Genomic DNA, 11,938 nt, shown 5'->3' on the forward strand with positions numbered 1-11,938 from the left:
AGATATTGGTTATTGCAGAGTTAAGGCTGCCACTGACAGCCTTAACTCAAGGCCTAGAAAATGTTTGAGCTATAGAACACCTTTTGAGGTATTCTATAGCATGACTGGCATCGATGCTAGAGAATTGAAAGTTGTGCACTTATGATGCGAATTCACCGAATAATCATCAATTTTTGAGCGTTAAAACAGTAATAAATGGATAAAACAGCCTATTTTTAACGTTTATTTGTTCAAAATAACCCTTTATTTTTGTTTATTTTGATTTTTTTTAATATTTTTTTTGTACGTAAAACCGCTTTACAACAGCATTTACTATTTATTTGTTAAATTTATATTAGAATATTATTGACTTCTAATATAGTTGTTGTATAATACGCACCATACAGAGCAAAAAGCTCAGTACTTAAAACACCCTATCAATGAGGGTGTTAAAAAATTTAAAAACATAATCTAGGAGATTAACATGAAAAAAATTATCGCAATTACTACTTTAGTAGCAGCTACTTCAGCTTCAGCTTTTTTTGGTAACAACAACGACAACGGTTTTGGTACTGGTAACGGTATCTCTAACTGGGGTCCTTTCGACGGTGGCTCTAACATGGGTCCTTTCAACGGTGCTAACAACTGGGGTCCATTTACTGGCGGCCAGAACATGGGTCCTTTCAACGGTGGTTCAAACATGGGTCCTTTCAACGGCGCTCAAAACTTTGGTCCTTTTGCTAACAGCAACAACATGGACAACGATTCTGACTGGGGTTTCCATTACAACAACAAGAACAAGACTTCTAACAAGTCTAACGCTACTACTGACGGTAAGTTCGCTGGTGTTGCTGATGCTAACGCTAAAGGTGTTGCTGATGCATACGCTAAAGGTCAAGCTGACGCTTTTGCTAAGGCTCAAGCTGATGCATATGCTAAAGGTGTAGCTGACGCTAACGCTAAAATCGCTGCTGACTCACGTGAGACTGTAGTTGCTCCAGCTGCTAAGTAATTAGCACTTGAGTTTGGCCATCGATTAGATCGATGGTTGATTAAAAAAAGCCACCCTCCGGGGTGGTTTTTTTGTGTCTAAAAAACTTAAAATTCAAAAGGTTATTTTGTTATAATTTAATAAATATTAACTTTTTTGTTGGTATTTTTCCTTTTTTTTATCATGATAATATGGAGATAGTTATGAAGAACGTAACAAAAGTAGTAGCACTAGCTACAGTAGTGGCAGCAACATCAGCATCGGCTTTTTGGAATAACAACAATGGCTACGGTAACAACAACAATGGTTGGGGTACTGGCAATGGTTTATCTAACTGGGGTCCTTTTGACGGTGGCTCTAACATGGGTCCGTTCAATGGTGGTTCTAACTGGGGTCCATTTACTGGCGGCCAGAATATGGGTCCTTTTAACGGTGGCTCTAACATGGGTCCTTTCTCAGGTGCTCAAAACTTCGGCCCATTTGCAAATAACAATAACATGGACAACGATTCTGATTGGGGCTTCCATTACAACAATAAGAACAAGACTTCTAACAAGTCTAACGCAACAATGGATGGCAAATACGCTGGTACTGCAGATGCAAATGCTAAAGGTGTAGCTGATGCATACGCTAAAGGTAAAGCTGATGGTTTTGCTAAAGGTATTGCTGATGCTTACGCTAAAGGCTATGCTGATGCAAAAGCTAACGCTGCGGTTGACTCGCGTGATCAATATGCACCAGTTCCTGCTGCTGCAAAATAATTAATATTTAATTGATTATTGAGAGGGTGCTTTTGCACCCTTTTTTATCGCCTATTGAAAATATATTATAAAACTATAATATAAATAGTGTATAATATAACTAATTCCAAATTATAGAGATATGGGGAAATCGATATGAACATGATGAAAAAAACACTACTAAGCTCACTTTTATTAGCATCAACTGTTGTTAGCGCCGGCCCTTGGATGCCGTGGGATAACAACAATAACGGCTACAATAATAATGATAATTTTATGGATTCGTGGAATCCGTTTGCCAGTGGTAATACGAACTGGAATCCTATGGATGCTGGTTCGAACTGGGGTCCTTTTAGTAGCGGGTCAAATTTTGGCCCTTTTGATTCAGCTTCTAAGTTTAACCCATTAGACGCCAGTTCAGATTTTGGTCCATTTAATGCAGATCAAAATTGGGGTCCATTAAGCAATATGAATGACATGGTTAATGAGTCTGACTGGGGTTTTTATTACGAAAATAAAAACAAAGTTTCAAATAAGGGCTACGCGAGAGCAGATGGTAAGTATGCTGAAGAATTAAGCGCCCGTGGTGTTGGCTATGCAGATGGCTATACCAAGGGCAATGCTGATGCTTATTACAAGGGTCAATTAGACGGCTATGGAAAGGCACGTGGTACAGGTCGTTTTGAAGGTTATGGTCAAAAAGGCTACTTAGGCTATACGCCTATAACTGGCAACGGATTCCCTGCACCAAGTAACTAAATTATTTACCAAAAATAACTCACTTTTAGATTGACTCAACTCTAAAAGCCGTTATAATTTCAATTTCATTCCTCGATAGCTCAGTTGGTAGAGCAACGGACTGTTAATCCGTTTGTCGCTGGTTCGAGCCCAGCTCGAGGAGCCATAAATTAAAAGGCCTGTCTATATGACAGGCCTTTTTTGTTTGAGTAAAAATAGATGTAGACTGTATGCGCTATTTTTTTTGCTTTATACGCTGGCTAGCTTCTCAACGGCAGTTTTAATGTTGTCCATGCTAGTGGCAAACGAAAAACGCACATAGCCTGGTGCACCAAAAGCAGAGCCTGGAACTAGGGCGATGTTTAATTTTTCTAAACAATAAGTAGACAGCTCAACATCATCTTTTAACCCCAAGCGTTTAATTAAACCTTCTACTCTTGGAAATGAATAGAAAGCACCTTGTGATCGAGGACACTCAACCCCGTCAATAGCATTAAGTGCATTAACGATAAATTCATGACGCTCTTCAAATGCATTAACCATAGTTCCAATAATGCTTTGATCACCATTTAACGCCTCTAAAGCAGCTGCTTGAGCGATTGAACACGGGTTTGAAGTTGATTGGCCTTGAATCTTTTTCATGGCCTTAATGATTATTTCAGGGCCACCTGCATAGCCAATGCGCCAGCCAGTCATGGCGTAGCCTTTAGAAACACCATTAAGAATAATGGTGCGATCTTTTAAGGCAGGTTTGGCCATAACGATGTTGATAAAATCCTCACCGCCCCAGCGAATGTGCTCATAAATATCATCGGTGATAATAAGTATCTGAGGGTGGTTTACTAGTACATCGGCAAGCGCTTTTAATTCATCTTTACTGTAAACAGCACCTGTTGGGTTTGACGGGCTATTAATAACAAATAATTTGGTTTTATTGGTAATACTGGCTTCAAGTTGCGCTGGTGTAATTTTAAAATCTTGCTCAAGGCCAGTCTCAACAACAACTGGTGTAGCGTCACCTAAAATAACCATATCTGGATAACTGACCCAGTAGGGTGCTGGAATAATTACTTCATCACCCTCATTTAATACCGCTTGACACAGATTATAAAAAACCTGCTTACCGCCAGATGACACCATAACTTCCGTATTGGTGTAATTTAAATTATTTTCACGCTTAAATTTGTCAATAATGGCTTGCTTTAGAACGGGCGTGCCATCGACAGCTGTATATCGAGTGTCGCCGTTATTGATTGCATCAATGCCAGCTTGCTGGATGTTTTTTGGTGTGTCAAAGTCTGGCTCACCAGAGCCCATCGGTACAATTTGAATACCTTGAGCTTTTAATTCATTTGCTTTTGCGGTAACAGCAAGGGTGGCGGAAGGTTTAACTTTTTGAACTCTTTGCGAAAGAAACTCTGACATGATTATTGATAAAAAATAGATTAAAATTGAGTGTTAATGTTAATGAAAAAACACAAGCAGTGGGCAAGAAATTTCAACTAGAATCGCAATTTTCTCCAAGCGGAGACCAACCAGGTGCTATCAAAACTTTAGTTGATGGTATCAATGCAGGCGAGAAGTTTCAAACCTTGCTAGGGGTTACTGGATCAGGCAAAACATTTACTCTAGCGAATGTGATTAAACAAACTAAACGACCTAGTTTGATTATGGCACCGAATAAAACATTGGCTGCTCAATTGTACGCAGAGATGAAAGAATTTTTCCCGCATAATGCGGTGGAATACTTTGTTTCTTATTATGATTATTATCAGCCCGAGGCTTATGTGCCGGCCTCTGACACATTCATCGAAAAAGACTCATCGATTAATGAGCAAATTGAGCAGATGCGCTTATCAGCTACCAAGTCTTTACTAGAGCGCGACGATGTTATTATTATTGCCAGTGTCTCTGCTATTTATGGATTGGGTGATCCTGAAAGTTACATGTCAATGCTGTTGCATTTGAGCGTTGGCGAGGTTTCTAATCAGCGAGAAATATTGTCACGTTTGTCGCAAATGCAATATACGCGTAATGATGTTACTTTACTAAGAGGGCATTTTAGAGTCAAGGGTGAGGTGATTGATATTTTCCCTGCAGATTCTGAAGAACAGGCCTTACGCATTGAAATGTTCGATGAGGAAATTGAGCGTTTGTATTGGTTTGATCCACTCACTGGTGAGCGATTAAAGTCTTTACAACGTATTACTATTTATCCACAAACGCACTATGTAACGCCAAAATCTAAGATTTTAAATATGCTGGATGATATTAAAGATGAGCTTAAAGGTCGTCGAGATGAGTTGTTATCTTTAAACAAGCTAGTTGAAGAACAGCGCTTAACGCAGCGTGTGCATATGGATATCGAAATGATGCGTGAATTAGGCTATTGCACAGGAATTGAAAACTATTCTCGCTATTTGTCTTCGCGCAAACCGGGTGATCCACCACCAACATTGTTGGACTATCTGCCAGAAAATTCATTGGTTATCTTGGATGAGTCACACGTTACGGTGAGTCAAATTGGTGGCATGTATAAGGGCGATAGAGCGCGCAAAAAAACCTTGGTGGAGTTTGGTTTTCGCCTACCTTCAGCACTTGATAATCGCCCGTTAAAGTACAATGAATTTGAAGATCGAATTAATCAGTGTATTTTGGTATCAGCCACACCCGCTCAGTATGAGTTTGATGTTTCAAGTCGCATCGCGGAGCAGGTGGTTCGACCAACAGGTCTGCTTGATCCAGAGATAGAAATCTTGCCTGTTGAGACGCAAGTAGATGATTTATTGAGCCAGATTAACCGGCGTGTTGCTGTTGGTGATCGTGTGTTAGTCACCACCTTAACTAAAAAAATGTCTGAGCAATTGAGTGACTATTTAAATGAGCACGGCATTAAGGTGCGATACCTACATTCAGATATTGACACGGTTGAGCGCGTGGAGATTATTCGAGACTTGCGTTTGGGTGTGTTTGATGTTCTGGTAGGTATTAATTTACTTAGAGAGGGTTTGGATATTCCTGAAGTTTCTTTGGTGGCAATATTGGATGCGGATAAAGAAGGCTTTTTACGTTCAGAAAGATCACTCATCCAAACTATGGGTAGAGCGGCTAGAAACGTTAATGGCAAGGCAATTTTATATGCTGATCGCATTACCAAATCGATGAAAAAAGCCATTGATGAGACGCAAAGAAGGCGTGAAAAGCAATTACAGCATAACTTGGACAATAACATTACCCCACGCGGTGTGGTTAAGCCAATTATTAATATTTTAGATACAGATTTAACCAGTGAAGAAATTAGTGGGGATAATGAACAACAGGTTGTTGTGCAATTATCGCCCGTGCAATTAGCCAAAGAAATAAAAACACTGGAAAAACAGATGTATCAGTTTGCCAGTGATTTAGAATTTGAAAAAGCAGCTGATGTGCGTAATCAAATCAAACAGCTCAAGGATGCCCAATTTAAAACTGCTTTATGAATACCGATTTAAATATTACTGAAATATTCTACTCACTTCAAGGTGAGGCGCGAGAGGTTGGTCTGCCTACGGTGTTTATTCGTTTAACTGGCTGCCCACTTCGTTGCAGCTATTGCGATACAGAATATGCATTCAAAGGCAATAACTTGATGAGTATTGATAACATTATTCAAGAAGTTCAGCGATATAAAACACAATACGTTTGCGTTACGGGTGGCGAGCCGTTAGCTCAAATTAATTGCCATACATTGTTGGATGCTTTAGTAAAAGCGCATTATTTGGTTTCTTTAGAAACTAGTGGTAGTATCGATATTTCTGAGGTAAATCCCGGTGTATCGATTGTAATGGATGTTAAAACACCAAGTTCTAACGAATCTGATCAGAACAAATATGACAATATTGCCAAGTTAGCTCAAAAGGATCAATTGAAATTTGTAATTGGATCACGTCAGGATTATGACTGGAGTGTTAAATTATTAAATCAATACCCAACTGCAGCAGGCGTATTGTTTTCTCCGGTATTTGGACAAATAACCCCCGCTGAGCTAGCTGATTGGATCATTCAAGATCAGCTGAATGTGCGTCTACAGGTGCAAATGCACAAATTACTTTGGGGTGATGAAAAGGGTAAGTAGTTTTATTTAATAGAAACTTTATTCGATTTAGGTTTGTCTAATTTAGGGATAGAAACCGCTAAGATGCCATTGTTAAATTCAGCATTAACATTGTCACTATCAGCATCGGTTGGCAGTGAGTATGATTGAGAGAATTTTCTTGAAGATGAGTGTGAGCCATTAGGTGTTTTTTTAATTTCTTGCACACTGCCAATAATGTGAATCATGTCATCTTTAGTGGTAATGTCTAAATTTTCTTTTCCAAGTCCATCAACCTTGATTTCAATCATATAGTGGTTGGTTTTGTCATCAAAGTAGCGGTTGGTTTGCGCACCAAAAATACGTTCATTTTGTATTTGACGCATTTCATTGCTAAATTGTTGAAACTCTTGATTAAAGTTTGACCAAACGTTGCCACCAAAGCCATTGTTAAAGAAGTTGCTTTGATAGGGTTGTGCGTATAGAGCACTACTGAGCATCAGTAGTGGTAATAATAGTTTTTTCATATATCTCCTCAGATAACAGCTTAATACTAGTAAGGTAATATATCCTTGATTAGAGAATTAATCAAGGGTTAAAACGAGCTTTTAATTGCCACTAGGCTAGCTTGTCGTCGGCAACATGGTATTTTGGATCTTCTAGAATATTTACTTCTACAAGATTCTTTGCAGTTTTAAGTAGCAGTCGACATTCAGCACTCAGGTGTTGCAAATGTAGCGTCTTTCCTGATTTTTTGTAGCGACTAGCCAGTTTATCAATCGCTTGAATGGCAGAGTGGTCCAATACTCTAGCATCCTGGAAGTCAACATAGACATCGTCTGTATCTGACTTAGGATCAAATAATTCTTGGAAATGCTCTTTTGAGGCAAAGAACAACACACCTTTGACTTTATAGACATTATCACCTTGGTCGTTATGCTCTTTGCTTGTGTGGATCTTACTTGCTGACTCCCAGGCGAAAGATAAAGCGGATAGGATAACGCCAACAACAACTGCCAAAGCTAAATCGCTGGTCCATAAGGTAATAACCGCAACCGAGATGCCCGTAATAACATCTAGTAGCGGTATTTTTCCAAACAGCTTTAATGTGCACCATTGGAAAGTGCCAATAACCACCATCATCATTACACCGACTAATACCGCAATAGGGATCATTTCAACATATTCAGATAGATAAACAATAAACACCAAGAGTGCCAGTGAGGCAACAATGCCTGATAAGCGTCCGCGACCACCTGAGTTAACATTAATAATACTTTGACCCACCATGGCGCAGCCACCCATACCACCAAAAAGACCAGTTGTTGAGTTTGCAAGACCTTGGCCAATGCTTTCACGGTTTGGTTGGCCTGTGGTTTCGGTTAAATCATCAACTAGATTTAGGGTTAGTAAACTTTCAATTAATCCGACCGCTGCAATGGTTATGGCAAAAGGTAGGATTACTTTTAGTGTTTCTAAGTCAAATGCAATATTTGGTAAATGGAATGATGGAAATCCACCCTTGATAGAGGCAATATCACCCACGGTACGTGTTTCAATACCTAATGTGATTACCGCTAAAGTGCCTGCAATGACGGCAATTAAAATAGCGGGTATAGTCTTAGTGATTTTAGGCAAGAAGTGAATAACAGCCATGGTTGCAGCAGCAATGGCCAGCATGATCATTAAAGGTTCGCCAGTAATCCAGGTGCCATCTTCCAGCTCAAACTGCTTGATTTGACCTGCAAAGATAACCAAAGCGATACCATTAACAAAGCCTAAAAAAACAGGGTGTGGTACCAGGCGAATAAATTTACCCAACTTAAGTACACCAAATAATATCTGAAAGATGCCTGCCAAGATAACCGCTGCAAACAAATATTCTGTTGCTTGCTCGAGTGTTCCACCTTGCTCAACAATCATGGCGATTAAAGGTGCAACCACAACAGCAACAGCACCCGTAGCACCTGAGATCATGCCTGGGCGACCACCTGCAATTGAGGTTACCAAGCCAATGGTGAATGCAGCGTACAAGCCAACTAATGGGTTAACACCGGCAATCAAAGCAAAAGCAACCGCTTCAGGTACTAGCGCTAAGGCCACAGTTAAGCCAGATAAAATATCGTTTTTAGGGTTTGTAGAGGCGTATTTATTAATCAATGAAAACAGCATGTTTTTCCTTGTGGGTAGGTTTACAGTTAAAGAAGGGTTATAGGTTTGTACCTGGCACAACAGGTGTTGAAGAGTTAACCCCTGTGTTTTGCGCTCTATGACGCATGACATGATCCATAATTGTCATGGCAAGCATGGCTTCAGCAATTGGGGTGGCACGTATGCCAACACAAGGATCATGGCGACCTTTGGTAATAACTTCAATTGGATCACCGTTTTTATCAATACTTTCAATAGGCAAGCGCAAGCTGGAAGTTGGCTTTAATGCCATAGATACTAATAGATCTTGGCCTGAAGTAATGCCACCGAGTGTACCACCAGCATGATTAGACTTAAAGCCGTCCTTAGTAATTGCGTCACGATGCTCAGTGCCTTTTTGTACTACTGACTCAAAACCAGCGCCAATTTCCACACCTTTAACCGCATTGATGCTCATCATAGCGTGAGCGATGTCTGCCTCAATGCGATCAAAAATTGGTTCACCTAAGCCTACAGGCATATTAGTTGCAACCACATTAACGCGCGCACCAATCGAATCACCAGACTTACGCAGTGCATCCATGTAGTCTTCTAGTTCTTGAATTTTGCTTGCATCAGGGCAAAAGAAAGGGTTGTTGTGCACTTCATTCCAATCTAGCGTTTCTGCTTCAATGGGGCCGAGTTGTTTTAAGTAGCCTTTGATTTCAATGCCAAACTCTTGTTTGAGATATTTTTTGGCGATACCGCCAGCTGCAACACGCATGGCAGTTTCACGGGCTGATGAGCGACCACCACCACGATAATCTCTAAAGCCATATTTTTGATCATAAGTGTAGTCAGCATGACCAGGGCGGAACGTGTTAGCAATATTGCCGTAGTCTTTAGAGCGCTGATCCGTGTTTTGAATAATTAATGCAATGGGTGTGCCGGTGGTTTTGCCTTCAAAAGTGCCGGATAAAATTTTAACTAAGTCTTCTTCGCGACGCTGTGTGGTGTGGCGTGAGGTGCCTGGTTTTCTAAGGTCTAAGTCACCTTGTAGGTCGGCCTCGCTAAGCGCCATTCCTGGAGGGCAGCCATCAACAATTCCAACCAGTGCCTCACCATGAGATTCACCTGCGGTTGTTACGGTAAATAATTTTCCAAAAGAGTTGCCAGACATACGCTTAGCCCAAGTATTTAATATTGAAATTAATTATACCTAGGTACTTGGTTATTTCGCCAGTTTGTTATAAAGCCAGGCAAACACAAGCCCACCAATTGCTGCATCAAAAAATCCCCAAACCATGCCGGTCACTATACCGCTAAAACTGAGTGAATATCCCAGATAAACCGTTGATAAAAAATCAACGATATTGTGTAGATAACTTTGTGTAACTATTGCGGTGATCGACATAAAAAATACACCCAATGACCACATAATTCCAAGAGCAAGCGCAACAGCCTTTGTATCGAGTTTTTGAGTCATGTGTTACTCCTTAATTGTCTTTGATAATTGATATTCTACCCCTTGAGTGTGGATGTATCGTGTTAATATATTGCTTTTTTTGATAATCAAGTTATTACATGTCTATTCAATATAACCAACTAGGCGATAGTGATTTAAAAGTGTCTAATATTTGTTTAGGCACCATGACCTTTGGACAGCAAAATACTGAAAAAGAAGCCCATCAACAGCTTGATTATGCTTTTTCTCAGGGTGTTAATTTTTTTGATACTGCTGAAATGTATCCGGTTCCACCGCGTGAAAACACCGCTTATTCCACGGAAACTATTGTTGGTAATTGGGTTAAAAACCAAGCACGTGATCAGATTATTTTAGCTACTAAGGCTGCTGGCAGTGCCCGCGGCATGCCTTGGGTTAGAGGCGGTGAGCATGCATTTAATCGTACCAACCTGCGCAATGCCTTAGAAGGCTCTTTAAAGCGTTTAAAAACAGACTACATTGATTTGTACCAACTGCATTGGCCAGAGCGCAACACGCCGATGTTTGGCCAGTATTTATTTGATCCAGAACAAGAGCGAGACTACACCGATTTTACTGAAACGCTAGAGGCATTATCTGAGCTAATTACTGAAGGAAAAATTAGAAATATTGGTCTTTCCAATGAGTGGCCTTGGGGTTTAATGCAGTTTTTAAATACCTCTGAGAAAGAGGGTTTGCCTCGAGTGGTAAGCATGCAAAATGCTTACAATCTGATTAATCGCACCTATGATTCTTCACTGCGAGAAATGGGTTATCGTGAAAACGTACCACTCTTGGCTTATTCGCCGATGGCATTTGGCCATCTTAGTGCAAAATATGTTGACGGTTCTCAATCCAGAGGTCGAGTTAATATATTTGACGGTTTCGCCCAGCGCTATGAAAAGCCGGCGGTTGAGCCAGCCATTCGAGCTTATGCTGATTTAGCCAATGACTTAAACACCACTCCAGCAACATTGTCGTTGGCATTTACTTACTCTCGTTGGTTTTGCGCCAGCACCATTATTGGCGCTACCAATATGGATCAGCTTAAAGAAAATATTAATGCCACTAATTTTGAATGGACTAATGAGATCGAAGAGGCGATTGAATCCATTCATTTAAGGTTTTTTAATCCAGCGCCATAAGGCTAAATTGGTGCCCTCGAAACGATTCGAACGTTCGACCTGCCGCTTAGGAGGCGGCTGCTCTATCCAGCTGAGCTACGAAGGCAAGTTTGCTATTATCAACGCTGAGGTGGGATTATTCAAGTTAATATTTGCTTAAGTATAAAATCCGAATTGTTATAGTCAATCTTAATTAGTTTTTTAACACCATTTTTTTCCAAAACGAGCGATGGAAATCCACCAGCACTAAGTGTTTTTGACAGGTTAATATCGCTATCCAATTTTTCTTGAGTAGTGGGCGAATTTAGATCTCGGGTAAATTGCTGACTATCTAATCCAATTGATGTGGCGAGTTTAATGAGTGTTGAAGATTCAGAAGGGTTTTGTGCTTGTAAATAGTAAGCAGTTTGAATGCTGTTTATCATAGGAATTTCAAGTTGCTTGCCTTGGTTTTTAGCAGCTATAACCGCTCGACAAGCTGGAAAAGTGGCACGAGTTGGTGTGCAATTTTTCCAAAAATCATAATTAAATTTTGTACCAGGAATGGTTTGTTCAATTTTTTGCCAATTTTTTAGAATGTAGCTACGCATTTCTTCAGGCATAATTTCACTGCTATCGGGCGCCAAACCACCCAACACGTACTGAATTTTCAGCTGGCCTTTAATTTGATCTTTAACTTGA

Annotated in this window: 12 protein-coding genes and 2 tRNA genes; 7 read left to right on the top strand and 7 right to left on the bottom strand. The window is 40.2% G+C overall.

The features are described 5' to 3' along the window. Positions 1-463 precede the first annotated feature (463 nt). The 4 genes from PSN35_RS03255 to PSN35_RS03270 all read left to right on the top strand — a co-directional run bounded on the left by PSN35_RS03255 (position 464) and on the right by PSN35_RS03270 (position 2,614). Positions 464-991, top strand: a complete 528-nt coding sequence (locus tag PSN35_RS03255) for a hypothetical protein (protein WP_300029373.1) — start codon at positions 464-466, stop codon at positions 989-991. 182 nt (positions 992-1,173) lie between these two features. Continuing rightward, positions 1,174-1,731: a hypothetical protein gene (locus PSN35_RS03260; RefSeq protein WP_300029375.1), complete on the top strand. Its 558-nt coding sequence runs from the start codon at positions 1,174-1,176 to the stop codon at positions 1,729-1,731. Positions 1,732-1,866: 135 nt separating this feature from the next. Next, positions 1,867-2,469, top strand: coding sequence for a hypothetical protein (locus PSN35_RS03265; protein ID WP_300029376.1), 603 nt, complete (start codon positions 1,867-1,869; stop codon positions 2,467-2,469). Between the two features lie 69 nt (positions 2,470-2,538). After that, positions 2,539-2,614 (top strand) — tRNA-Asn (locus tag PSN35_RS03270). 83 nt (positions 2,615-2,697) lie between these two features. On the opposite strand, the gene PSN35_RS03275 is transcribed toward PSN35_RS03270, so the two are convergent. Further along, positions 2,698-3,873 carry a pyridoxal phosphate-dependent aminotransferase gene (locus tag PSN35_RS03275; protein ID WP_300029379.1) on the bottom strand — a complete coding sequence of 392 codons (1,176 nt, stop codon included), beginning with the start codon at positions 3,871-3,873 and terminating at the stop codon, positions 2,698-2,700. 59 nt (positions 3,874-3,932) lie between these two features. On the opposite strand from PSN35_RS03275, the gene uvrB reads away from it, so the two are divergent. Together uvrB and queE are read left to right on the top strand one after the other, a co-directional pair. Continuing rightward, a complete protein-coding gene (gene uvrB, locus PSN35_RS03280) occupies positions 3,933-5,927 on the top strand; it encodes an excinuclease ABC subunit UvrB (protein WP_300029405.1) in 1,995 nt (664 codons plus the stop codon). Then, a complete protein-coding gene (gene queE, locus PSN35_RS03285; protein WP_300029383.1) occupies positions 5,924-6,562 on the top strand; it encodes a 7-carboxy-7-deazaguanine synthase QueE in 639 nt (212 codons plus the stop codon). The genes uvrB and queE overlap by 4 nt, the downstream gene beginning before the upstream one ends. A 2-nt stretch (positions 6,563-6,564) precedes the next feature. Here queE and PSN35_RS03290 read toward each other — a convergent pair whose 3' ends face one another. The 4 genes from PSN35_RS03290 to PSN35_RS03305 form a co-directional block, all read right to left on the bottom strand. Continuing rightward, the gene (locus PSN35_RS03290; RefSeq protein WP_300029386.1) at positions 6,565-7,047 is read right to left on the bottom strand and encodes an Hsp20/alpha crystallin family protein; all 483 of its coding nucleotides are present in this window, start codon (positions 7,045-7,047) and stop codon (positions 6,565-6,567) included. Between the two features lie 91 nt (positions 7,048-7,138). Next, positions 7,139-8,692: a SulP family inorganic anion transporter gene (locus PSN35_RS03295; RefSeq protein ID WP_300029388.1), complete on the bottom strand. Its 1,554-nt coding sequence runs from the start codon at positions 8,690-8,692 to the stop codon at positions 7,139-7,141. 37 nt (positions 8,693-8,729) lie between these two features. Further along, a complete protein-coding gene (gene aroC, locus PSN35_RS03300; protein ID WP_300029391.1) occupies positions 8,730-9,830 on the bottom strand; it encodes a chorismate synthase in 1,101 nt (366 codons plus the stop codon). A 51-nt stretch (positions 9,831-9,881) separates the two neighbouring features. Beyond that, positions 9,882-10,136: a bacteriophage holin gene (locus tag PSN35_RS03305; RefSeq protein WP_300029394.1), complete on the bottom strand. Its 255-nt coding sequence runs from the start codon at positions 10,134-10,136 to the stop codon at positions 9,882-9,884. A 104-nt stretch (positions 10,137-10,240) separates the two neighbouring features. Here PSN35_RS03305 and PSN35_RS03310 point away from each other — a divergent pair, with 104 nt between their 5' ends. Beyond that, positions 10,241-11,278 (top strand): aldo/keto reductase, encoded by a 1,038-nt coding sequence (locus PSN35_RS03310; protein ID WP_300029408.1) that lies wholly within the window; start codon positions 10,241-10,243, stop codon positions 11,276-11,278. An 8-nt stretch (positions 11,279-11,286) separates the two neighbouring features. Here the strand turns inward: PSN35_RS03310 and PSN35_RS03315 are convergent. Together PSN35_RS03315 and PSN35_RS03320 are read right to left on the bottom strand one after the other, a co-directional pair. Beyond that, positions 11,287-11,363, bottom strand: a tRNA-Arg gene (locus PSN35_RS03315). Between the two features lie 34 nt (positions 11,364-11,397). Further along, the coding region (locus PSN35_RS03320; RefSeq protein WP_300029396.1) for a DsbA family protein at positions 11,398-11,938 on the bottom strand (541 nt) is incomplete at its 5' end.

It is taken from the genome of Candidatus Thioglobus sp., assembly GCF_028599055.1.
Lineage (GTDB): Bacteria > Pseudomonadota > Gammaproteobacteria > PS1 > Pseudothioglobaceae > Thioglobus_A.

Excerpts from the sequence above, each read along its gene's own strand:
- PSN35_RS03255 (WP_300029373.1), top strand. The coding sequence starts at position 464 with ATGAAAAAAATTATCGCAATTACTACTTTAGTAGCAGCTACTTCAGCT.
- PSN35_RS03290 (WP_300029386.1), bottom strand. The coding sequence starts at position 7,047 with ATGAAAAAACTATTATTACCACTACTGATGCTCAGTAGTGCTCTATAC.
- PSN35_RS03265 (WP_300029376.1), top strand. The coding sequence starts at position 1,867 with ATGAACATGATGAAAAAAACACTACTAAGCTCACTTTTATTAGCATCA.
- PSN35_RS03275 (WP_300029379.1), bottom strand. The coding sequence starts at position 3,873 with ATGTCAGAGTTTCTTTCGCAAAGAGTTCAAAAAGTTAAACCTTCCGCC.
- PSN35_RS03295 (WP_300029388.1), bottom strand. The coding sequence starts at position 8,692 with ATGCTGTTTTCATTGATTAATAAATACGCCTCTACAAACCCTAAAAAC.
- PSN35_RS03305 (WP_300029394.1), bottom strand. The coding sequence starts at position 10,136 with ATGACTCAAAAACTCGATACAAAGGCTGTTGCGCTTGCTCTTGGAATT.
- queE (WP_300029383.1), top strand. The coding sequence starts at position 5,924 with ATGAATACCGATTTAAATATTACTGAAATATTCTACTCACTTCAAGGT.
- aroC (WP_300029391.1), bottom strand. The coding sequence starts at position 9,830 with ATGTCTGGCAACTCTTTTGGAAAATTATTTACCGTAACAACCGCAGGT.
- PSN35_RS03260 (WP_300029375.1), top strand. The coding sequence starts at position 1,174 with ATGAAGAACGTAACAAAAGTAGTAGCACTAGCTACAGTAGTGGCAGCA.